The following is a 24,667-nucleotide window of genomic DNA, read 5'->3' as shown; positions in this document are numbered from 1 at the left end:
GTTATAAATATAATAAAAATTATAATTTCAAAATAAAACAATAAAGAATAAAGGGCGAGGTATGTAATTAAAGCTAAATAGAAAATAATTTTTAATATAGAAGTATATAAAAATATCTTTATTAATAATTAATATTGACAAATATATTTTTATTAATATTATTAAGAATAATAAAAAGCGAGTCGTAGCCATCTAGTGAGATTACTCACTAGCTTATTGTAGTCAACACCTACACGTAGGTGGACTTCGTCGACAAGCATAACAATCAATAATAGGACATTAAAACTATGATAAATATATTATGTTATGGTGACAGCAACACATTTGGTTCTATACCAATGGCAAATAAAAGATATTCCATAGATGAAAGATGGACAGGAATATTACAGAATATTTTAGGTAATGATTATAGGATTATTGAGGAAGGTTTGGGAGGCAGAACTACTGTATTTGATGATACATTTGAGCCTGGAAGAAATGGAATTGCATATATAGAAATAGCATTAGAAACACATAAACCATTAGATTTAGTTATACTATCTTTAGGTACGAATGATGTAAAAGCACATTTTTCTGCTACTTCTAATTTAATTGCTAAAGGAATGAAAAGACTTATATTCAAAATTAGAAATAGCGAGGATCCAATGGGATATAAAAAACCTGAAATTTTATTGCTTGCACCTCCTCCAGTGGGAGAGAAAGTTGATATTGTTAATGATTTTTCAGGGTTTACTCAAAATTCTGTACAAATATCTAAAGAATTAGCTTCCAAATATAAATTGCTTGCAGAACAAGAAAAAGTTCATTTTTTTGATTTAGGAAGTATAGTAAAAGCTAGTGAAAAGGATCAAATACATCTTGATAAAGAATCACATAAAATAATAGCTGAAAATTTAGCTAGAGAAATAAAAAATATTTTTAATAAATAATAATATTTGATTTATAAAAAATTGTAATAAAAAAAGAGTACAGATTTTTTTAATCTATACTCTTTTTATTATTTTAAATTAATTAAATTTTATTTTACAACTATGTTTACAAGTTTACCTTTAACATAAACTACTTTAACAATATTTTTTCCATCTGTAAACTGTTTTACTTTATCATTTGATAATGCCTGAGTTTTTGCATCATCTTCACTTATATTAACATCAGCTTCTACCCTATCTCTTATCTTACCATTAACTTGGAATACAAGCTCGAATGTATCATCTTTACAATACTGCTCATCATGTTCAACCCAGCTTTCTTCAAGTATCATCTTACCAAAGTTCAATATCTGATAAAGTTCTTCTGTAATATGAGGAGCTATAGGATTAAGAAGTATTAAATATCCTCTTATAACTTCTTTGAACATGGCATAATCATCATTGTTAGCTAATTTTATACTAGACATATCATTCAAAAGCTCCATTAAAGCAGCAATTGCAGTATTAAAGTGGAATCTGTCTTTAATGTCTATTGTAACTTTCTTAATAGTTTTATTGTATTTTCTGAATAATTTTTGTCCTTCTTTTGAAAGATTATTATAGTCAAATGATTTTCCGTTTTTGAATGCTTCTTCATCTTTGTATTTAAGGAATAAGTTCCAAATTCTGTTTAAGAATCTTGCAGAACCTTTAACACCTTCATCAGACCATTCTTTATCTTTTTCAGGAGGAGCAACGAACATAACGAATATTCTAACAGCATCAGCACCGAAAAGTTCTATAATCTCAGCAGGATCAACACCATTGGCTTTTGATTTAGACATCTTTTCCATTTTTACTATTATATCTTCTTTTTTAATACCGTCTTTCTCATACTCTTTATTATTCATTTGTTCTTGAGTATAGAATTTCTTTAACTCTCTTGATTCATAGCTATTTGCTAAAACCATACCTTGAGTTAAAAGTTTGTTGAAAGGCTCATCTCCTTTAACAAGTCCTATATCTCTCATAAACTTGTACCAGAATCTTGAATATAAAAGGTGCATACAAGCATGTTCAATACCGCCTATATACTGATCAACTCCAAGCCAAGCATTTGCAATATCAGAATCGAAAGGCATTTGAGTGTTATGAGCATCTGTATATCTAGCATAATACCAAGAACTGCATGTAAATGTATCCATAGTGTCAGTTTCTCTTCTAGCCTTACCACCGCATTTAGGACAAGTAGTATTAACGAATGATTCTGATTTTTTAAGAGGGTTATCTCCTACAGTAAATTCTATATCCATAGGAAGTGTTATAGGTAATTCACTTTCAGGTACAGGAACAACACCGCATTTCTCACAATGTACAAATGGTAAAGGATTGCCCCAATATCTTTGTCTTGATATAAGCCAGTCTCTTAATTTATACTGTATCTGCTGCTTACCAAAACCTTTTTCTGTAGCATACTCTATAGCTCTTTTTATAGCATCTCTTGAAGAAAGTCCATTTAAAATATCTGAATTAACAACTGTTCCGTCTTCAGTATAAGCCTCAGTCATATTTTCAGCTTTTAAAGAATTATCAGCATTTTGTATAACAACTTTTACAGGAATATTGTATTTTTTAGCAAATTCAAAGTCTCTTTGGTCATAAGCAGGAACAGCCATTACAGCACCGCTACCATACTCAGCTAAAACGAAATTAGCAGCATATAAAGGAGCTTTCTCTCCATTAAATGGATTAACTACATATCTTCCAGTAAATACACCTTCTTTCTCATAATATGTTTTTTGGTCAATCTTAGCAGACTTTTTAATGAACTCCTCTACAGCACTTCTTTGTTCAGGAGTACACATATCTAAAAGTCCGTCATAATTCCAAGCTATAGCCATATAAGTAACACCGTAAATAGTGTCTGGACGAGTTGTAAATATAGGGAACTCTTTACCGTCATCTAAATTGAAATTGATATAAGCACCTACACTTTTACCAATCCAGTTTTTCTGCATAGCTATAACATTATCAGGCCAATAACCTTCTAATAATTTCAAATCTGCATCTAATTGTTCTGCATAATCAGTAACTTTTATATACCATTGCTCAAGTTTCTTTTTAGTAACTTCTCCGTCGCATCTCCAGCAAGTACCTTCAGGAGTAACCTGTTCATTTGCAAGTACTGTATTACAATGATCGCACCAGTTAACATCTCCGCCTTTTCTATATAAAAGACCTTTCTCATACATTTTTAATATGAACCATTGTCCCCATTTATAATAATCAGGCAAACAAGTAGTAACTTCTCTATCCCAATTATAGGAATATCCAAGCAAGTTTAACTGCTCTTTCATATTAGCAATATTTTTCAAAGTCCATTCAGCAGGGTGAGTTTTATGTTCTATAGCAGCATTTTCTGCAGGCATACCGAAAGCGTCCCAGCCCATTGGGTGTAAAATATCATATCCTAACAGTTTATAGTATCTAGCTATAGAGTCAGCTATAGTATAATTAGAAACGTGCCCCATATGCATTTTTCCAGATGGATATGGAAACATTTCTAGTACATAGTATTTTTTGTCTGTAGGTTTAGATACTGTTTTGAAAGACTGATTATCTTTCCAGAATTTCTGCCATTTCTTTTCAATGGTAGTAAAATTATATTCCATGATTAACACTCCGTAGTTTGATACTAAAAACTAATTATAGATAAAATATTATATTCTAGTTTAATATATTTTTCAATTATTATATAGTTGTTTTTTTTCATTTCTATATTATAATTTTTCAACATCTTTAAATTTATAATCCAAGGATAAAAATTGAAAAATAAAAATATACTTAATGAATTAACAACAAAAGAATGGGCTAAAAATAGCAGAAGTATATGGAATGATTTATCATCTCCACGCTCACAAAAAGCCTTAATACATGGTGCAACTTTTCCTAAAAAATTAAGTGATCGCATTATCTCCATTTATTCAAAAGAAACGGATTTTATTTTAGATCCATTTCTAGGAACTGGTACAACTGCCATATCAGCATTAGAACATAATAGAAATATGATAGGATTTGAATTATCAAATAAATTTTATAACATGGCAATGGAATCAATATTAGAATATAATAATAATATGTTTAAAAATAAAAATTTATATTGCGATATAAAAAATGGAGATTGTACAGAATTAATAGATAATATAGAAGATAATACTATTCAATTAACTTTAACATCTCCACCTTATGCAAATTTAATTCATAAAGTTATTGACGATAGAAAAAACAGACATAAAAAATCTGCTTTTGTAATAGACAATAATGCTACAACAAAAATATATTCAAATGATGATAGAGACCTTGGAAATATGGAATTTGATATATATATCAAAACAATAATGAAAAAGATATTTAAAAAAACAAAAATCAATGGTTATAATATATGGATTGTTAAAGATTATAGAGATACTAAAAATAAAATTCCATATGTTGATTTACATAGTTCTATAGCCAATGCCGGTATTGAAGCAGGATTTAAATATCATGATTTAATAATTTGGGATCAAAATGAAAGAAGAAGACTTGTATTGTTGAGATATCCTAGTGTTTTTTATGTAAATCAAAATCATTCTTTTATTGTTGTATTTAGGAAGATTAATGAAATATGATATTGATTTAGATTATATAAGGAAATTAGATAGAATACATCCTTATCCAGCAAAATTTACAGTTGATATAGCATTAAAATTTATAGAACAATATTCAAAAGAAAAAGATCTAATATTAGATCCTTTTTGTGGAAGTGGTACTACATTATTAGCTTCAAAAATATTAAATAGAAATAGTATAGGTTTTGATATAAATCATGTGGCAATATTAATATCCAAATTTAAAATTTTAGAACTTACAAACAAGGATTTAATGTATTTAGATAATTTTGATTTAAATAATAATATTGAAATAAAAAAATTTGCATACTTATAATAATATAAATCATTGGTTTAAAAAAGATTGCATAATAGCTTTATCTAATATTAAATACCAAATTATTAAATATTCAAAAGATAATGAAAAATATTTAGTTTTTTTAAATACTATATTTTCGTCAATTATTAACATTGTTTCAAACCAAGATTCAGATACAAGATATGCTAGTATAGAAAAACCATATTTAAATAAAGAATATGTTTTTAATAAATTTTACGAAAAATTAAAAATAGCAATTGAAATATATCAAAATATTAATATTACAAATAAATCTATATCAAAAATTTTATTAACTAATTCTAAAATTTTGAGTGATAAAGTAAAAAAAAATTCAATATCTCTTATTTTGACATCTCCTCCATATCCAAATACTTATGATTACTATCTATATCATAAATATCGTACGCTATGGTTGGATTATGATGTTAATTTCTCAATGAAAAATGAAATAGGTTCTAGAAGAGAATATTCAAGTTTAAAACTCCCAAAAGAAAAATTTAATAATGATTTATTAGAGATTTTTAAACAACTTAATTTAGTATTAAAAAATGATGGTTTTATAGTTATAATAATGGGAGATGGTAAAATAAATGGAGAAATTTATGATGCTAAAAAAGAGTTAGTTGAATTATTTCAAGCATTAAAATGGGAAATAATATGTTATGATTATACAGAATTAGATCAAACAAGTAGATCTTTTGTAAAAAGTTATAGAACTAAAAATAAAAAAGAGCATATTTTTATTTTGAAAAAGGAGATTTTATGAATATTCAAGAAATTAGAATATATTCTGAATGTTTAGAACAAGGATTAGATTTTAAAGATTATTTTTTGAATTTTAATGCTAATTTTAACATAAAAAATATATATTTCTAAAAATAAAAGTTATGAATATAGTTCTTGGAAAAAAATATTAGATTTTAAAAAAATTTGATTTAGTTATAACAATAATATCAGAAGAAAAAGAAATTCCAATTCTTGTTGTTGAATATTCTACTGCGGTACCTACAGACGATCATAAAATGCAGAGAAGTGATGTATATTTTTGGGCAAGTATTTTCAAAATTCCTGTAATGAAAATTTCACCATTAGAAAAATTGTCTACTTCTCATGGTGGTGGATCAAAAATTACTATGTTACAAGAAATAAATCTAAGTTTATTAATAAATTCTGTAGTTTATTTTATAGACTGGAAATTAGATAACTACATGTTAGAAACTAACTTAGAAAGATTATCCTGTATACCATATAATGATAAAATAGAAAAAATATTAAATAATATATTACAAAAAATAATTTCTAGTAATACTTTTGACGAAGTATATAAAGCAATTTTAAATGAACAAAAATTATTATTTAATAATATAGAAATAGAAAAATTAAAAAAGAATTTTGTAAATTCTACTAGGTTTCAAAATTCAGATTCTATATTAATTGTAAAAATCAATAGATTTGGTCATGCTATGGATCCTGATAGAGGTGTATTATTTTTTGTGAATATGTTATTTGAAGGAAAAAATATAATATCAAAATTAATAATAAAAAGGGAATGTTATGATGGAAAAGAAAGTTATAAAGCATTATTTGACGGATTATCTAAATATACTGTGAAAAAATTAAATAAAATGATAGAAAATGATATTAATGGAGAATTAGCATTAAAAATATTTCAAGTTGCTACCAATACTGAAAGCCTAAAAATAGAAAAGATAACATCATCTAATTATGAAATAACAGATAAAAACTTAATTGATTTTTTAGATAATTATAAGAATATTGTTTATAAATCAATTTTCATAAATTCTACAAAATTACAATTATGTGATTATGAACAAAACATATTATGTGAAATAACTTGGAATAAAAATATTATTAAAAATTATTTAAAAAAACTTTATCCATTACAAAATGAATCTATAAATATATCTAAAATATCGTTTATTAATACTAAAGAAGATATAATAACTTATGCTAGTGTACAATTATTAAAAAAAGCAGGTTGTAATATTCTAGCGGTTAGTTATCCTGGAGCTCAAGGAGACAAAGCTATTTTAATTGGTAATGGTAGAAAGACTAAAAGAATATATATATATAATATCATATAAAAAATCTAATAAAATATTAGTTTTACTACATGAAAATAAAATAAACAAAAATGATTTAAAAAAAGATGAAATAAAACTTGTAAAATTAAAAGAAAATAATATTAATGAAATAAATACTCTATTAAATAAATTTAGTTTGAATAATATAACAAATAACAATGTTTATTTAGGACTTGGATCAAAAAGTAAATTACAGAATAATATTTCAACATATTTAAAAGCTGATTATATATTTGCTTTTGATATAAAATCTGACTCATCAAAAACTTATATATTATGGAATATTGCTATAATTAACTTAGATTTATTAGAATTGTTTAAGCCATTAGTAAATAAAAATAATAAGTTAGAAGGAAAAATATCATTAGATTCAATTTATACAATGTGAATTGCTAAATTTGCATATTTTTCAAGTGATTAGAGTATTTTGAATTCTGCTACATACCCCGCCCTTTATTCTTTATTGCTTTATTTTTTACTCTAATATAAATTATTTTTACTGACTAATAAAGAAACAGCACACCCGCCCAAGTGTTTATTAGATTGAAAATTTTAATTAATAAATATTATTTTAATGATTTTATCATTGCAAAATAATTTTTATTAATTAAAATAAATAATATGAAACAATTATATAAACTTGATAATGCTGCTAAACTTTTTGTATCTATAAAAAATAAAAAAAATATGCCTATATTTAGAGTATCTGCCGTATTAATAGAAGAAGTAAATAGAGAAACATTACAAAAAGCATTAGACATAACAATAAAAAGATTTCCAACTCTTGCCTTATCAATAAAAAAGGGATTATTTTGGCACTACTTTGAAGAAAATAATAGAAAATTAATAGTGCAGGAAGAAAAATATTATCCTTGCTATAATATAAATAGTAAATTAAATAACGGACATTTAATAAGAGTTGTATTTTATAAATATAGAATCTCTGTTGAAATAGCACACTCCTTAGCTGATGCCACATCTTTAATAAGTTTTTTAAAATCTTTATTATATCATTATTTTACACTATCAGGTAAAACAATTAATGATATAAATGAAGACATATTTAAAGATAATATACATACTATAGCAGATTATGATGACAGTTTTGAAATTCATACAAAGGAAAAAAAACAATCAAAAAAAGAAGCAAAAATAAAAAATGTTTATTTAGTTAGAGGAAAACCATTAAAAATATACGGAGATAACGTTATACATGGAATATTGAGCTTGGAAAAAATTAAAAAAGAGAGCAAAAAATATAATGTCACAATAACTGCTTATATATTATCAGTTCTTGCATATTCAATATATGAAACTAGAATAAAAAACAGACATGATGGAAAGAATATAGTTATATGCATACCTGTAAACTTAAGAAAAATATTCCCATCTATATCATTAAAAAATTTCTTCGGAGTTACAAATATAGCAATTAATACTGACAAAGAACTTGAATTTGAAAATATAATTGAAACTGTAAAAAACGAAATGAAAAATAAAATATCAAAGGATTATTTAGAAAATTTTATATACGAAAATACAAAATTAGAAAATAATATATTTGCTAAATTTATACCATTATTTATAAAAAATTTTGTGGTTAATTTAGCATTTGAATTGTTTGAAGATAAAATAAAAACAATGACCATTTCAAATTTTGCTAATATATCATTGCCTGAAGAGATGAAAGATTATATCAGTCATTTTGAAGCCGTAGTATACCCAACAATAAATAGCCCGTTAAATTGCGGCGTATGCAGTTTTTATGATAAACTTTCAATAACATTTAATAGAACTGTAATAGAAACAGATATTATAAGATACTTTTTTAAATATATGTCAAATATATCAAAAGTAGAAATATATTCTAATGATTTCGGAGTATAAAATGCCGCATTGTAATAACTGCAAATTAGAAATTAAAACAAATAAAAATATATGTCCGTTATGTTTAAAAGAATTAAATAATAATGATAACAATAAATTAATATACGAAGAATATCCTTCATATAAAGATTTTTATAAAGAACAAAATAAAATCAATGTAAAAAAAATTGTGCTCTTGGCATCTTTAGTAGCAATAATATCTATAATAGTAGTTAATATATCTACATCAAGTAAATATAATTGGGCTGTAATATCTGTAATATCAATAGCGGCTGCATATTTCACTTATATATGCTTTACTGCTAAATCTTTATATTTAAGGCAAAAATTATTAATAGAATTTTTTATACTCACCCCATTAATAATTATAATAGATATATTTACAGGATTTTATAAATGGTCTTTTAATTATGCCATTCCTTTTTTGTCTATGGCTTTGAATATTGCAATGCTTATAATATCTTTAATAGACAATAAATATTTTAATGAATATGTATCTTATATAATATCATCTTCATTTATATCAATTCTAATGATTATAATACCATTATTCAATTTTATATTTTGGAGCAGCTTATCAGCATTTGCAAGCGGTGTAATAATAATATTAATAATGCTCATTTTATTTAAGCAAGATTTTTTATTATCTATAAAGAAAATTTTTCATACTTAAAAATAGTATATAAAAATCATTCATCTTTTATTATTTTATCTTTTAAATAATTAGCCTTTAATATAAAAGCCTCATTCTCTTTAAGAAAATTTTCTTTAGTATTTTCATCTTTTAATAAAGAACGCATTTCATCTTTAGCCTTACGCATAATCTCGCTATCTTTTATGATATTTCCAATTTTAAAATCAGGTATTCCGCTTTGTTTATCTCCTAAAAACTCTCCAGACCCTCTTAATTCTAAATCCTTTTCTGATATTTTGAATCCGTCAGTAGTTTCACATATTATGTTAATTCTTTCTTTTATAATATCATTTAATTCACTATGAAGTATTAAATAACAATAACCTAATTTATCTCCTCTGCCTACCCTGCCTCTAAGCTGATGAAGCTGTGATAAACCAAAACGCTCTGCTCCCTCTATTAATATAGTAGTAGCATTAGGATTATCTATACCTACTTCTATTACGGTTGTTGAAAATAATACTTTTATCTCTCCGTTTGAAAATTTATTCATTATATATTCTTTTTCTTCATCTTTCATTTTACCATGTATTATTTCTATTTGTACATTTGAAAAATAAGTTTCTTTTGCTCTTTGGAATTCACTTGAAAGAGTAATGAAATTTGAATCAGTATTCTCTATAAATGGAAAGACAACATATCCTTGTTCTCCCTTTTCTATTCTGTTTTTCAAGAATTTATAACAATGATCCCTTTCATAAAGCTCTTTATACTTTGTAAGCACTCCTTTTCTGCTGCTAGGCATACTTTTTATAATGGATAAATCTAACTCTCCAAATAATGTTAATGCTAAAGACTGAGGAATCGGTGTTGCTGTCATAAGCAGATAATCAACATTTTCTCCTTTTGAAAGAAGTTTGTTTCTTTGAGCTACCCCGAATCTCTGCTGCTCATCAACTATTGCATAAGATAAATTTTTAAATATAACTTCATCATAAAGTATAGAATGCGTACCTACTAATATATGGCTTTTACCCTCTCTAAGCCTTTTAAGCAAATAACCTCTTTCATTTTGACTGACAGAAGAAGTTAATATATCAACTTTTATTTTCTCCTCCAAACCCGCTGCTTTAATTATTTTCTTAAAAGTTTTATAATGCTGCAAAGCTAATATTTCTGTAGGTGCTAAAAATGCAGTTTGAAATCCTGATTCTGCAGGTATCAATGATGTTAAAAATGCTACTATAGTTTTACCTGCTCCAACATCCCCTTGAAGAAGTCTGAACATTTGTTTATTAGAAAATAAATCATTCTTTATTTCCTCTATTGTATTTAATTGATCAGAAGTTAATTCAAATGTTAAGCTCGATTTAACTTTTTCAATCAAATTAGAAGAATTATATCTCTTTTCTTTTATTAAAATATTAGGTCTTCTTTCACTTAAATGTATATACTGAAATGTTAAAAACTCTTCAAAAACTAAACTTTCTCTAGCTTCGGCTAAAGCCTCAAAAGAAGTAGGAAAATGCATTTCCATAACCGAAGAAACAAAACTCTTAAGTCTGTACTTTTTTTTTATAATGCTAGGTATATCGTATTTCATATTCTTTTCAAAATTAACAAGTTCATCTACAATTAAAGTTCTTAATTTTTTTTGAGAAAGTCCTTCTGTTAATGGATATATAGGAACTATTTTACCATAAGATAATGCATTTGAAGATGGTTTTTCAAATTCTATAACTCGGCATTGTATCTTACCGCGTCCACTTCTTAAAAATTTTCCAGTAAGATAAAGCTTTGATCCCTTTGCAATTCCTGCCGGGAGTCTTCCTCCATATATTGGAACCTCACATATTACATCGCCGTCTGTAACTATGACTAATGGTTTATTTCTATATTGAAAAGTAAAGCTTGATATATCTATAACTTCTACATAAACAACGCTTGTTTTTTCCTGATTCTGTAATGCTTCATATATTTTTAAGGTTTTTCTTCTATCATCATAAGTTCTTGGATAAAATGATATAAGATCGTATAATGTTATTATATTTTTTTTTGCCAATATTTCAGCGTATTTAGGACCAACACCTTTCAAATATTTTATACTTTTGATAAAAATTTCTTTACTATAATTATTTTCTTTCAATTTTTCAAATCTCTAAATAATTTATTAAAATATTACATTATAAATACGAAAATTAACAGTACATTTTTTGTAAAAAAACAGTTGTACGAATAAAAAAAATATGTTACAATTCTGTGTCACAAGTATTGTCAGGAGTCAAACAATGGACAAAGAAAAAATAAAAGGCGTCATAATAGAAAATGATGTAGCAATATTAACAAAATATAAAAATGCTTTTGGGGATGAATTTGATATAAGCGTTTTTAATGATGCTAATTCATCACTAGCCTATATTATTGAAAATAATTTAGATATTTATTTCTATATTATTAGATATAAAGAAGAGGATAAAGATGCTATAAAATTCTTTTCCGAGAAAATCAATAAGATTAATCCTCAAATAAAATTTGTTCTTACAGATACTTCCGATGAATCAATTGCAGATGAATATCCTTATTCTTTAGTATTTGTAAAAAACACTGATATTGGAAGCATTGTTCATGCTATTAAGTCGCATATATCTAATGCTGCTGACGGCAGTTCTAAGAGAAGACAATATTCAAGAGTTAATTGGCCTTTAAATGTTATTATAGCATATAAAGATAAAATTAGAGGAACTATAGATAGAAATATATTATCTATAAGCGGTAATGGAGCATACATTTCCTCAGATACTAATATTCCTGAAAAGGGAGATATGCTTGGTTTAACTATATCTTTTAAAGATTTTAAACTATTTACAGAAGCTAAAGTTGTATGGATAAATAATGATAAACAAAAACCTGATTTACCTAAAGGTTTTGCTGTACAATTTATCGATATAGGTATGGCTTCTCAAAAAATTATAGACCAAATTATTAGAGACAAGTTATTACAAGAAATATTATTAGAATATAACGATGAGAACTTCTCTTCATGATAATTTAGATATAAAAGAAGCAAAAAAAATAATAAGAGAACCTTTTAAACTCATTAGAAATAGTTTAGACGCTTCATTTGTTGATGCTAAAAGTAATATTATATATAAAAAATTTAAAAATATAGTTAATATAAATAAATTTTCTTCTATATGTGCCTATATAGATTTTAATAATGAAGTTTCTACATATAAAATAATAAAAAATGCTTTAAATAATAATATTAAAGTGTCTGTACCATTTCTTATAGATAATCATAATATGATATTAAAATATATAGAAGATTATGATAAAGATATAAATCGAAATACAAAATTCGGTAATGGTGAACCTTTCGCCTATTGTAAAGACTGTAACATAGAAGAAGTATCAATGTTTATAATTCCAGCTTTGGCATTCGATGAAAAATGCAATAGGCTTGGATTTGGAAACGGATACTACGATAATATATTAAAAATAAATAAAAACGCCTTAAGAATAGGGTTAGCTTACGATTATCAAATATTACCTTTTATTCCAAAAGATAATAACGATGAAATATTAGATATTATTATAAGCGAAAGTAAAGTAATTACAGCTATATTTTAATTAATTTTCAGAGCTGTCAGTTTCTTCTTCTTCATCAGTACTAAACAACTTCTCTAAATCTAGTACTACTAATAATTTATCTTCTAATTTACCAACACCTTTTATATATTTCTGACCTATACCTGAAAGCATTGGAGGAGGAGGCTGTATATCAGAATTAGATATAGATACTACCTTTGATATAGAGTCAATAATTATACCCATATCTACATCTTCAATTTTTACTATGATAATACCTGTATTTTTATCTCCTTCAATCTCTTCCAAATTAAATCTTTTTTTCAAATCTATAATAGGTATAATATTACCACGTAAATTGATAACACCCTCTACAAAATCTGGGGCATTAGGTATAAGAGTAATCTTTTCCATCTTGATTATCTCCTTAGCCTGCATGATATCTATAGCATATTCCCCGCTTCCTAGTCTGAAAGTAACTAGGTTAGTACTATCTTCAAGCTCAGCTCTGGATTCTGTACTTTCTATAGGTTGTTGCTCTAGCTGTTCTGCCATTTTTATAATGCCTCCATGAGTGTTAGAGTTATTTAATTATCGGAAATATCTTTTTATATTTTATACCAATATAGAAAGATTTTCAATTAAAAAATAACATATTATGGAGATAATGGGGTTCGAACCCACGACCCTCACAATGCCATTGTGATGCTCTCCCAAACTGAGCTATATCCCCTCGTATATTTGGCAGTATTTTATATTATTTTAACTTAAAAGTCAACGATTAAGGCAAAATATTAGCTGTAACTATTGACATTACAATAAAAATAGTTTATATATTTATTAGAATTTGTTATATAGGTAATTTTATGAAATCAAAGCAAATAAGCATATTTTGGAAGCTGTTTCCATTAATATTTATACTTGTAAGCGTTTTAATATTTACAATTAAATATGGAGTACCTATAGAATTTTTACTTACTATAGGAACATTAATATCTTGTATAATAGCACATTTCGCAGGTTATAAATGGAAAGATATGGAAGATGCTTTCATAAAAAAGATAGTTGATACTTGGCTTGGAGTTTTGATATTTATATTAATAGGTATAGTTGTAGGAGCATGGATGTATGCAGGAACTGTGCCTATGCTTATATATTATGGAATAAAATTAATTCATCCTTCTTTTATACCTGTAATGGCTTTTATAGTCACATCATTTCTTTCTATATTTACAGGTACTTCATGGGGTTCTGCTTCTACTGCAGGAGTAGCATTCATTGGAATTGCACAAGCAACAAACACTCCCCTGCCATTAGTGGCAGGTGCCGTTATAAGCGGTGCATATCTTGGAGATAAAAACTCTCCTATATCAGACACTACTGTATTGGCTGCTATGGGAGCAGGTACCACACTTTCTAATCATATAAAAACTATGCTTGTAAATACAATACCATCTGCAATACTTGCTGCAATAGTATTTACTATATTAGGATTCAATGCTTCTTCTTCAAATACAGATATTTCAAATCTTAAAGAAGCAAGCGAAATATTAACATCATTGGATTCAATATTTAATTTCAATATATTTTTATTAATTCCTCCTGCTTTTGTACTTATAGCAAGTGTTAAAGGAGTAAACCCTGTAATCACTATGTTTATAGGAAGTTTAATTGCTATAATATTAGGTGCTGTATTTCAGGATTTCGGAATTATAAATTCTATGAAATCATTTGTAACTGGATTTAATATATCAATGTCTCCTACAGTTAATCCGGAAAGCATACCTCAAAATTTGCATGCTTTATTAAACAGAGGCGGTATGATAAGCACTATGCCAAGCGTATTATTTTTGATACTTGCTCTCACTTACGGTGCTATGCTTCAGCTAATAGGCACTTTGGATACTCTTATAGAATTATTAATAAAAATAGTAAAAGGTGTAAGAAGTTTAATATTTATAACTTGGTTTACAACATTCACTATAAACTCAGCATTAAGCAGCCTTCAATTTACATTTTTAACATTAGGCTCAGTTCTTAAAGATGTATACAAAAAATATAATGTCAATCTTGGAGTATTATCAAGAACGATGGAAGAAGGAGGAACACTTACAGAAGTTCTGCTTCCTTGGACTGTTACAGGTGTTTATATGACTTCAATACTTGGAGTACATACTTTACAGTACATGCCTTACTCATTTTTTAATTTAATAAGCATAGGGCTTTCTTTTCTATATATGCTCACTTTGCCTAAATTTGCAGTATCAATAAACAAAAAGGCTTAACCTTCCCCCATAGATATATAGAGATATATACCTAATATATCAAAAACATTCATGTACAAAGATTACAAAGCATTGTATATTTTTTTATATAAAAACAAAAGGATGTTTTAATGTTTAAAAAAATTTTAAGAAAAATTACATTCAAAAATAATAGAAATAGGAGAATCAAGCAAAACAGAAACAACAAAAGAAAATTAAAAAAAGAAAAAGTAATATCCAACAGAATAGAAAAAACAACAACTCTTCAGCATAAAACTCATGCATTAATGAATAATAATGCAAGTTATATTGAGAAAAATATATCTTTAATAGATGAAAATAAAGATTTAGGAAAACAGTTAAACAACAAAATAGAAGAATATAATAATCTATTTATAAAACTTCAGGAAAAGGAAAAAGAACTAGAAGTAAAATCTAATAATTTAAATGCCAGAGAAGAGGATTTAAATGAAAGAGCTAACAACATCAGAAAGGAAGAAATAAATTTAAATATAAAAAAAGAATATGTTGATAAAGAAGAACAAAGAGTAGAAAAAAAAGATAGGGATTTAGATGAAGAAAGAGAAAATATAAAAAAACGTGAGAATGAATCTAGAGAAGTAGAAGAAAAAGCAAGAGAAATAGAAAAAAAGGCAAGAAAAAACATAGAAAAATATGAAGCAAAATATGAAGAAGTAAAAAAAGATAAAGAATATTATGAAGAAAAAATGGAAGAACTTGATTCAAGAGAAAAGATATGCAGAGAAAGAGAAGAGGATATAGAATCAAGGGATATTGATTTAAGAGGAAGGGAAGATACTTTTGATTTAAGAGAAAAAGAATTATTTGACAGTTTTGAAAAAGAAAAGGCAGAATGGGAAGAGAAAAGAGAAGAAATAGAAAAAGTATTATCAGAAAAAGAAAAAGAACTTGACAGGAAAATAGCTGCTATGGAAGAGTCTGCTATAGTATTTGAGGATATAAAATTTGATGATACAGAAGACGGAAGAAAAGCAAAAATAGTTGTCAAAGAGGCTATAAGAAGATCTTTAAAACTGCTTGAAGAATCAATGAATGAGTTTAAAGAATTAGAAGAAAAATATTCAAGCGGAACATTTAAAGGTTTTGCTACACCTATAGAAGAAATAAGCGATTCATTTGAAGAATTAAAAAATGAATTTATTAATATTTATAATCATAACAATGAAAGCGAAAATATTTTTGATTTATGGATTAAAGAAGTAGAAAACTACATAGAAGAAACTGATACAAATATAAAAAAGCATTTCTTTTCAGAAGCATACAGAAGCTGCGTATTTGGTCTTTCATACTGCAAAAGCTATAGAAAAATGGTTGAAATATTTAGGGAATATACTTCTTCAGGAGCTTCAGATGAAAGCTCTTCTGATGATGAACATAAAGATTCTGATGGAAACTTTATGAATTGGTATGAAATATTATGGGAAGAAGAGTACGATGAATCAAAATATGAAGAATATACTTTATATTCTGAAAAAGATATAAATAAGCAATACAAAAAAATGATGAAAAAATATCATCCTGATAAAGCAACAGAAGAAAATAAAGAAGAAGCACATGAAAAATCTACAATGCTTAACAAGGCAAAAGAAATATTATCAGATGAATATAAAAAATCAAATTATGACATAGAATATATGGAATATTTCTCTAAAAAAAATAAATAATATAAGGAGTAAACATGTCAGAAGAAAATAAAATACCTGCATTAAAAAAAGGCAATGTTCCAATCAATAATAAAAATGATTTAAATAAAATAAAGCCCGTTGATACATCAAAATCAAAAATCTCAAAAATACTAAAAGAAGATTCCATAAAAAAGCAGATGAATGATGAATTAAAAAGAAAGAAAGGGCTTGATTTAGTATTAATAGGTGATTTTACAGATTCTATGAGTGAATATAGAGAAAAATTGAGATTAAAATTTAAAGAACTTTCAAAAACATTATTTAAAGTTATAGATAATCTTCGTATAGGTATTATATTTTATTTGGATCATGGCACCGGCATATATTCTAATTACAATCCTTATGTTACAAGATATCATAAACTAACAACCGATATAGAGGTATTGTATAATTTTATAGATGAAACAAAAATAGGTAATGGTATAGATTGGGAAGAAGCTGTTGAGGATGCTTTAAATGATGCTTATAATAATATGAATTGGAATCAAATAAATGCAAAATCAATAGTATTATTCGGAGATGCTAGGCCTCATGAACCTAGAGAATGCATACATGGATATGATTATTTTGAATTGACTAAAAAACTTTATCAAAAACAAGTAACTATAAATACTGTTTTCTGCAATACTGGATACGGTGGATATGGTAAAGTTTCTTCTGCTTATAAAATAAATATAGGAGATTTCAGCAAAAGGGTTTCAAAACTTGAAGATATGGAATTTTTTTCTTGGATAGCAAATGTTACTGGAGGCATAGCTATAGGAGTAGAACAAATAGAAGATATAGTTGATATAATACAGGCTATGGCAGCAAAAGATGCCGGTAAAATGGATGAATATGAAGAAGAAATAAAAAAGACACATAAAGCTGCTAAAATACCTATACTAGAACATATAAAAAAGGAATCATTAAAAATAGAAGAGAAAAAGAAAACTTTAAGAATAACAGGAGGCGAACAAAAATAACATTTTAATAATTATTTATTCATAGAAAACAAATAATATTTAAGGAGTAAATATGTCAGAAGAAAAGAAAATACCAGCCTTAAGAAAAGGCAATGTTTCAATCAATAATAAAAATGATTTAAACAAAATAAAGCCAGTTGATACATCAAAATCAAAAATCTCAAAAATACTAAAAGAAGATTCCATAAAAAAGCAGATGAATGATGAATTAAAAAGAAAGAAAGGACTTGATTTATTATTGGTTGGAGATTTAACAGGTTCTATGAGTGCATACAGAGAAAAATTAAAAAACAAGTTTAGAGAGTTAGCAAAAACTTTATTTCAAGTTATAGATAATTTGCGTATAGGTATTATATTTTATTTAGATCATGGAAGCGGAGATCCATATATAACTAAAGTACATGAATTATCTGTTAATGTTGATTCTTTAATAAACTTTATAAACAGTGTTCCGAATGGATGCGGAGGAGATGCTGATGAAGCTGTTGAAGATGCATTAAATGATGCCTATAATATAAATTGGAGTCAAATAAATACAAAATCAATAGTATTATTTGGAGATGCCTGTCCTCATGAACCTAATAGATGCATGTACGGATACGATTATTTTGAATTAACTAAAAAACTTTATCAAAAACAAGTAACTGTAAATACTGTTTTCTGCAATATTGGATACGGCGGATATAATAAAGTTTCTTCTGCTTATAAAATAGATATAGGGGATTTTAGCAAAAGAGTTTCAAGATTAAGAGAAGATGAATTTTTTTCTTGGATAGCAAATGTTACTGGAGGCATAGCTATTGGAGTTGAACAAATAGAAGATATAGTTGATATAATACAGGCTATGGCTGCAAAAGATGCCGGTAAAATGGATGAATATGAAGAGGAAATTAAAAAGACACATAAAACTGCTAAAATACCTATACTAGAACATATAAAAAAGGAATCATTAAAAATAGAAGAGAAAAAGAAAACTTTGAGAATAACAGGAAGATAAATAATACAATAAAAAGGCATGCTGATATAAATCAACATGCCTTTTATTATAAATAAAGCAAATTATTTAATTATCATATTTGAACATCAGCATCATAGTATATGCCGTCTAATCCAAATCCATGAAGATGTAAATACTCATCTCTAAATTGTGCTAAATCTGCATTTGCTTTTAATGAAGCATTATCCTTTACTTTATTCCAAGCAGCTGCAACTTCTTTTTGTACATCATCTCTCATTTCCCAATCATCTAATCTTAGTCTGTTTTCATCATCAAGTATAAATCCTTTGCCGGAATAAATTTTTTCAGCAAACTGTCTGTACATCTGTTCAATACATCCTTCATGTATTCCTTTCTCTTTCATAACCTTGAATAATATGCTTATATATAAAGGCATAGCAGGAATAACAGCAGAAGCTCTTGTAACAACAGCCTTAGCTACACTAACATAGGCATGTCCTTTTATCTTTTCCTGCATCATTTTATCCATTTGCAAAGCAGTTTCTTCTAAATTATCTTTAGCCTTACCAATAGTTCCATCTCTGTATATAGCTTTAGTCATTTCAGGGCCTATATATGAATAAGCTAAAGTAACAGCATTTTCTGAAAGCATATCTTCTTTTATAAGCATATCAATCCAATCTTTCCAATCCTCTCCTCCCATAACTTTTACAGTAGCTTTTATATCTTCATCGCTTGCGGCAGGCATTTTTACTTCAATAAGCTCTTCAGTCATAAAGTCTGTACCAAAGCCTTCATAATCTTTTCCTATAGGCTTCAAAGTAGAACGGTATGTTACATTTTCTTTTTCATCTTTTCTTATACCTGTAGCTAAACTATATATTACACAATCTATTTTACCTGAGAAAAATTCTCTAGCTTCTTTTATGATATTAGCTTTAGACTCTCTTAAAAAAGCATCCCCTATAATTGTTTTTTCTTTAAGTCCGTCTCTTTTAGCATACTCACTAAATGCCTTATTATTGTACCATCCAGGAGTACCTGTTCTATCTTCAGAAGCAGCTCTTTCAAAAGACACACCCAAAGTATTTGCTCCCATACCATAAGCTAATACTATTCTGCTTGCAAGTCCGTATCCGCCAGATGCTCCTAATATTAATGCATTTTTTATATTGGATTTTATTTTTGGTTTTGATTTTACATAATTGATTTGATTCTCAACTTCTCTAGCACAGCCCAATGGATGCGAAGTTTTACATATATTATTTATTATTTGCGGTTTTACTACCATAACAAATTACCTCTTTTTATTTTTTAAATTAAATCAATAATATATCAAAAAGATTTTTTTTCAATAGAAAAAAAGATATTATTGTTACAACAATATCTTTTTTTGATAATTATAAATATATAATAGTACTACATATAGAAAGAAAAAATAATATTCTATATATTTTTATATTTCAATAATCAATTATTTTTCAAATATAGTAAAAAATAAGAACCTGCACGTTAAACAAATCAATAATCAAAAATCACTTTTATATTAAAATCGATTGACCGTGCTTTATAAAAATTAACTTTTTATAAAATTAAATATAGAGTGAATGCATCTAAAATTTAGAAATTAGCCACATTATAAATGATAAAAGTATGCTTATTACAATGCAACTCATCAATGGGAAAGCAAATGTAAAATTTTCTTTTTTTACAAATATATCTCCTGGAAGTTTTCCAAAAGGAATTTTTATATTAAATAAGAATAATACACCAATTATTAAAAATATAACACCAATAACTATAAAAAGTTTAGCAAAATGAGTATTCATTATTATTCTGACATTTTCTTATTCATTTTTTCTATATCTTTATCATGTCCGGCAATAATCAATATATCACCCTCTACCATAGGAACATCAGGATCAGGAGTACAATCAACTACAACCTTTTTTTCACCCAATATACCGACTATCTCTTTCTTTACAGCAACAACATTAATTTTGTACTTCTTTCTCAAATCTAGTTCTTTAAAATTCTTACCCGCAAGTCCTCCATGAACTGGAAACTCTACTATAGAATGATATTCTGTAAGATCATAAAGTAAAACTGTATCCCCTACCTCAAGCTGCTCTGCTATATGTATACCCATAGACTCTTCAGGACTTACCAAATGGGTTATTCCTATCATACTAAGTATTGCCTTATGTTTTTCATTTGAATATCTTGCTATAATATTTTTTACGTTAAGCTCCTTTAAAAGCAATGCTGTCAATATACTTGTCATCATATCTTCACCAATAGTAAGTATAACAGCATCAAATTTATTTATCTCAATAGCTTCTAATGCCTCTTTTTGTGTAGAGTCTAATCTCATTGCCTGAGTTACACTATTTTTTATAGCCTCTATTTCGTTAATATCATTATCTATAGCAAATACTTCTATTGAAGGTTTTGTCATAAGCCTATTGATTAATGCCTTACCTAAAGTACCAACTCCTATAACAGCATACTGAAGCATACTAATACCCCTAAAATATATATTTTAATTAGTTTTATTATAGAATAATATAAAATTTTGTCAAAAAATATTTTTATAAATTTATAGTTTCATTATAAAATATCTACAATACATAAAATATAGTTAATTTCTTAATTATTTAAAGCAAATATATATAAAATTTAGTATTTACATATTCAAATATAGATAATTTATAGAACATAAATATGTAATTATATTTTTACAAAACATATATTTTATATAAAAAAAATTTAAAAAAACATATGAAAAACAAATTTTATTTTACACTTTATTTAAAATTATGTTATTATTATAGCATAGACTATAAAGATTGTGAGAGGTTACAAAAAATTTATGAAAAGAATAATTTTTATTTTAAGCATTATATCTGTATTGGCTATTTCATGTAATAGTAATAATGCCCCAACAATAGGTGAAAAACCATTAACATCAAATGTTCCAAGTGATGACAAAACAGTAAGAGAAGGAACTCCTTTGTCTCAATGGAATGACAGTGATGCAAATACAATATCAGTTAACACCTTATCCGCTAATACAAAAGCGGCTAAGGCTTCTGAGTACACATTACTTGACAGATTATATTCAACTGTATGGTATCAATCTGAATCTGATTATGATGACGGAAGATTGGAAACAGAAGAAGAGTTTATATTCTTCAATAGTTCATCAGAAATAAGCAAAAGAGAATATGAAAATGGAATAGTAGACGGAAGAGATGAATATTCGACATTAAGATATATTAAAGATATTTCTATTCCTAATGCTCAAAACAATAGAGACAGAAATGCATGCATAGTTCAGAATATAGAAAAATATGATAATGATACTGATTACGAAGGATATTATTTAGTAGACAGAAATACATTATATATAGTTGATGGCGACAGAGAAGATGAAGTTCAAAGAAAATTAAGCGACATAATAAATGGAAATACTCAAAAATACAGAGAAGATAAATTTGTATTATCTACAAAATCATTAAATTAATATAAAAATAAAAAATAAAGAGAGACTTAAATTTAAGTCTCTCTTATTTTTTGCATAATTATTCATTATTAGCTTGATAATTTAATTTTACTAAATAATCTATTTTATCAACAACCTTAGAAAAAGGTTTTTCTACACTGATTAAAGCTCTCTCAACATCATTTCCATCTTCATCTTCAATATATATGTCATAATATAATTCTTTATGATCATATTCATTTTCAAAAGTAAGTCTTATAAATATAAAATTATTAATATTGATTCTGTCCATTTTAGGTTCATACTCTAAACGCTTAATCTCAGTATTCAATAATTCTTTACCTAAATTTTCTACTATAACTTTATATATAGACTCAAGCTCCTTCCTTATATAGTGTACATTGTTGTCAAACATTAAAAACTCCCTATATTTTATAATTTTCTTTATTTTATAAATATATTAAAATAAAATAATTTGTCAAAATATTTAATAAGACTCTAATACAGATGCAACCTCCTCATCTCCTAATTCTCTTGCAATACTAGCAAGTTCTTTAGCTTTTTTATTAGATAAATTAGGATTTGCATTATTTTCTAATAATATTAAAGCAATTTCAAAATTACCATATTCAACAGCATGAGAAAGAGCAGTTTCACCATCTTTATCAACCATATTTACATTAGCACCATTTTCCAATAAAATATTAATAGCTTCAGGAGATATTTCTCTTCCAGAAAATGCAATTAAAGGTGTAACTCCATAATCATTTGGCTTGTTAATATTTGTAGTTTTTGATAATATTTTTATTGTTTCTACATCATTTGCTATCAAAAGAGGAGTAATTCCTTCATCAGATATTAAATTAATATTAGCTCCATTATCAACTAAAAATGTAACGACATCAGAATTAGAATTATCTGCTGCAAAAAACAAAGGAGTCCAGCCATAATTATTAGCTGCATTCACATCTGATTTGGCCATTACTAAAAGCTCAACTACATTATAATTACTGTCATATATTCCAATTCCCTGTCTAGCCCATATGTCTGTAGCATATAAAAGTGCTGTATAATTTCTTTTATTTTTCATATTAACGTCAGCATTATTTTTTATAAGTGCATTTACTAAATCAGCATATCCATAATAAGAAGCTATCATCAAAGCAGTTGTACCCTCATCAAAAGTAACGCTAAGATCATATTCCACATCTTCTGTATTTACTATATTTGTAGTCTCTGTCAAAGTATTATTTACATTTCCAGAAGCTAGTAAATTTGTTATTATATCCATACTAGGATTTCCATCATACTTTAATATAGCATCCTCTAAACTCATATCTTGAACCATATTATCTTTTGATGATAAATTTTCATTTGTTTCTATATTATCATTTGAAACTTCAGTATTTGATTTCTGAGAACATGATATAACAAATAAAAGAAAAACCAATATATAAACTATTACTTTCATAATGAACCCCAAGTACAATTTTCTTTTTAAATATATTAACATATCTTAATAATTATATCAATTAAAATATATTTTCTATAAAACAATTACTATATTTACTACAATAACTTCTATAAACTCTTTTATTGTTTTCATCTAAATTTAATTGATACATTCTAAATATCACTAAAAAATTTTTAGGCTGCCATAATTCTTCATAACTATATTTATAATGCATCCCAATTTTTTTCATCACTTCACCGCTTGCAATATTATTTATATCATGAGTAGCAGTTATATATTTTATATTATCTTTTTTTAATTCTTCTATAACTCTTTTTGAAGCCTCTGTTATAATGCCTCTGTTCCAATATTCTTTTTTTAGAGCATATCCGAAATCATTATTATCATTATTATTTTCAAAATGTATATATCCTATTGGTATATTATTTTCTTTTAAACAAACAGCATACCTATAAAAAGTACTAATATTATTTGTATTTAAATAAAAATTTTCTAAATGTTTTTTTGTATATTCTAAATTTTCAAAAGGAAACCAAGGAAGATATTTATTAACATCTTTATCAGATAAAATACAGAATAATGATTCTGCATCATCAATATTGAATTTTCTTATAATAAGTCTATTAGTCAATAACATAAAAAATACCCGCTTATCTATTATAGTA

Annotated in this window: 24 protein-coding genes and 1 tRNA gene; 15 read left to right on the top strand and 10 right to left on the bottom strand. The window is 26.2% G+C overall.

The features are described from left to right. Positions 1–287 precede the first annotated feature (287 nt). Complete coding sequence (locus T324_RS0113660) at positions 288–929, top strand: SGNH/GDSL hydrolase family protein (RefSeq protein WP_028330773.1); 642 nt, start codon at positions 288–290, stop codon at positions 927–929. Positions 930–1,018: 89 nt separating this feature from the next. Here the strand turns inward: T324_RS0113660 and leuS are convergent, their stop codons facing one another. After that, positions 1,019–3,580, bottom strand: coding sequence for a leucine--tRNA ligase (gene leuS / locus T324_RS0113655; protein ID WP_028330772.1), 2,562 nt, complete (start codon positions 3,578–3,580; stop codon positions 1,019–1,021). Between the two features lie 153 nt (positions 3,581–3,733). Here leuS and T324_RS0113645 point away from each other — a divergent pair, with 153 nt between their 5' ends. The 7 genes from T324_RS0113645 (at position 3,734) to T324_RS0113620 (ending at position 9,560) form a co-directional block, all read left to right on the top strand. Continuing rightward, on the top strand, positions 3,734–4,576 hold the full coding sequence (locus T324_RS0113645) for a DNA methyltransferase (protein WP_028330771.1): 843 nt from the start codon (positions 3,734–3,736) through the stop codon (positions 4,574–4,576). Then, a complete protein-coding gene (locus tag T324_RS0113640) occupies positions 4,566–4,892 on the top strand; it encodes a DNA methyltransferase (protein WP_028330770.1) in 327 nt (108 codons plus the stop codon). The genes T324_RS0113645 and T324_RS0113640 overlap by 11 nt, the downstream gene beginning before the upstream one ends. After that, a complete protein-coding gene (locus tag T324_RS0113635; protein WP_028330769.1) occupies positions 4,879–5,661 on the top strand; it encodes a DNA methyltransferase in 783 nt (260 codons plus the stop codon). Before T324_RS0113640 ends, T324_RS0113635 begins: the two co-directional genes overlap by 14 nt. Before the next feature lie 256 nt (positions 5,662–5,917). Beyond that, positions 5,918–7,000, top strand: a complete 1,083-nt coding sequence (locus T324_RS18310; protein WP_211232598.1) for a hypothetical protein — start codon at positions 5,918–5,920, stop codon at positions 6,998–7,000. Further along, complete coding sequence (locus T324_RS18305) at positions 6,951–7,388, top strand: hypothetical protein (protein WP_211232597.1); 438 nt, start codon at positions 6,951–6,953, stop codon at positions 7,386–7,388. The genes T324_RS18310 and T324_RS18305 overlap by 50 nt, the downstream gene beginning before the upstream one ends. A 233-nt stretch (positions 7,389–7,621) precedes the next feature. Next, positions 7,622–8,887: a condensation domain-containing protein gene (locus T324_RS0113625; RefSeq protein WP_028330768.1), complete on the top strand. Its 1,266-nt coding sequence runs from the start codon at positions 7,622–7,624 to the stop codon at positions 8,885–8,887. Between the two features lies 1 nt (position 8,888). Then, entirely contained in the window at positions 8,889–9,560 is a 672-nt protein-coding gene (locus T324_RS0113620) for a DUF6320 domain-containing protein (RefSeq protein WP_028330767.1), read from the top strand. 16 nt (positions 9,561–9,576) lie between these two features. Here the strand turns inward: T324_RS0113620 and recG are convergent, their stop codons facing one another. Further along, positions 9,577–11,667 carry an ATP-dependent DNA helicase RecG gene (gene recG / locus T324_RS0113615; protein ID WP_028330766.1) on the bottom strand — a complete coding sequence of 697 codons (2,091 nt, stop codon included), beginning with the start codon at positions 11,665–11,667 and terminating at the stop codon, positions 9,577–9,579. Positions 11,668–11,809: 142 nt separating this feature from the next. Between recG and T324_RS0113610 the strand changes: the two genes are divergently transcribed. Both T324_RS0113610 and T324_RS0113605 read left to right on the top strand, forming a co-directional pair. Continuing rightward, a complete protein-coding gene (locus tag T324_RS0113610; protein ID WP_028330765.1) occupies positions 11,810–12,565 on the top strand; it encodes a PilZ domain-containing protein in 756 nt (251 codons plus the stop codon). Then, positions 12,546–13,151: a 5-formyltetrahydrofolate cyclo-ligase gene (locus T324_RS0113605; RefSeq protein WP_028330764.1), complete on the top strand. Its 606-nt coding sequence runs from the start codon at positions 12,546–12,548 to the stop codon at positions 13,149–13,151. Before T324_RS0113610 ends, T324_RS0113605 begins: the two co-directional genes overlap by 20 nt. Here T324_RS0113605 and T324_RS0113600 read toward each other — a convergent pair whose 3' ends face one another. Beyond that, entirely contained in the window at positions 13,152–13,664 is a 513-nt protein-coding gene (locus T324_RS0113600; RefSeq protein WP_028330763.1) for a chemotaxis protein CheW, read from the bottom strand. A gap of 104 nt (positions 13,665–13,768) precedes the next feature. Beyond that, positions 13,769–13,842, bottom strand: a tRNA-Ala gene (locus T324_RS0113595). Between the two features lie 133 nt (positions 13,843–13,975). Here T324_RS0113595 and nhaC point away from each other — a divergent pair. The 4 genes from nhaC (at position 13,976) to T324_RS0113575 (ending at position 19,062) form a co-directional block, all read left to right on the top strand. Beyond that, on the top strand, positions 13,976–15,394 hold the full coding sequence (gene nhaC, locus T324_RS0113590) for a Na+/H+ antiporter NhaC (protein ID WP_028330762.1): 1,419 nt from the start codon (positions 13,976–13,978) through the stop codon (positions 15,392–15,394). A gap of 110 nt (positions 15,395–15,504) precedes the next feature. Further along, complete coding sequence (locus T324_RS0113585) at positions 15,505–17,079, top strand: DnaJ domain-containing protein (protein WP_028330761.1); 1,575 nt, start codon at positions 15,505–15,507, stop codon at positions 17,077–17,079. A gap of 14 nt (positions 17,080–17,093) precedes the next feature. Further along, positions 17,094–18,065, top strand: coding sequence for a vWA domain-containing protein (locus T324_RS0113580; RefSeq protein ID WP_028330760.1), 972 nt, complete (start codon positions 17,094–17,096; stop codon positions 18,063–18,065). Between the two features lie 52 nt (positions 18,066–18,117). Next, positions 18,118–19,062 carry a vWA domain-containing protein gene (locus tag T324_RS0113575; RefSeq protein ID WP_028330759.1) on the top strand — a complete coding sequence of 315 codons (945 nt, stop codon included), beginning with the start codon at positions 18,118–18,120 and terminating at the stop codon, positions 19,060–19,062. 73 nt (positions 19,063–19,135) lie between these two features. Here the strand turns inward: T324_RS0113575 and fabV are convergent, their stop codons facing one another. From fabV to T324_RS0113560, 3 genes are all read right to left on the bottom strand, one after another. Then, positions 19,136–20,314, bottom strand: coding sequence for an enoyl-ACP reductase FabV (gene fabV / locus T324_RS0113570; protein WP_028330758.1), 1,179 nt, complete (start codon positions 20,312–20,314; stop codon positions 19,136–19,138). Positions 20,315–20,636: 322 nt separating this feature from the next. Then, positions 20,637–20,852, bottom strand: coding sequence for a DUF2905 domain-containing protein (locus T324_RS0113565; protein ID WP_028330757.1), 216 nt, complete (start codon positions 20,850–20,852; stop codon positions 20,637–20,639). A gap of 2 nt (positions 20,853–20,854) precedes the next feature. Further along, positions 20,855–21,541 carry a potassium channel family protein gene (locus tag T324_RS0113560; protein ID WP_028330756.1) on the bottom strand — a complete coding sequence of 229 codons (687 nt, stop codon included), beginning with the start codon at positions 21,539–21,541 and terminating at the stop codon, positions 20,855–20,857. Between the two features lie 354 nt (positions 21,542–21,895). Here T324_RS0113560 and T324_RS0113555 point away from each other — a divergent pair, with 354 nt between their 5' ends. Then, entirely contained in the window at positions 21,896–22,549 is a 654-nt protein-coding gene (locus tag T324_RS0113555) for a hypothetical protein (RefSeq protein ID WP_028330755.1), read from the top strand. Between the two features lie 58 nt (positions 22,550–22,607). On the opposite strand, the gene T324_RS0113550 is transcribed toward T324_RS0113555, so the two are convergent. The 3 genes from T324_RS0113550 to T324_RS0113540 all read right to left on the bottom strand — a co-directional run bounded on the left by T324_RS0113550 (position 22,608) and on the right by T324_RS0113540 (position 24,639). Next, on the bottom strand, positions 22,608–22,943 hold the full coding sequence (locus tag T324_RS0113550; RefSeq protein WP_028330754.1) for a hypothetical protein: 336 nt from the start codon (positions 22,941–22,943) through the stop codon (positions 22,608–22,610). A 72-nt stretch (positions 22,944–23,015) separates the two neighbouring features. Further along, entirely contained in the window at positions 23,016–23,999 is a 984-nt protein-coding gene (locus T324_RS0113545) for an ankyrin repeat domain-containing protein (RefSeq protein ID WP_028330753.1), read from the bottom strand. A 61-nt stretch (positions 24,000–24,060) separates the two neighbouring features. Beyond that, positions 24,061–24,639, bottom strand: a complete 579-nt coding sequence (locus tag T324_RS0113540) for a GNAT family N-acetyltransferase (RefSeq protein WP_028330752.1) — start codon at positions 24,637–24,639, stop codon at positions 24,061–24,063. Positions 24,640–24,667: the final 28 nt, after the last annotated feature.

It is taken from the genome of Brachyspira alvinipulli ATCC 51933, from assembly GCF_000518245.1.
Lineage (GTDB): Bacteria > Spirochaetota > Brachyspiria > Brachyspirales > Brachyspiraceae > Brachyspira > Brachyspira alvinipulli.
The sequence above is the reverse complement of the archived record's forward strand: the minus strand, read 5'-3'. Positions and strand labels throughout refer to the sequence as shown.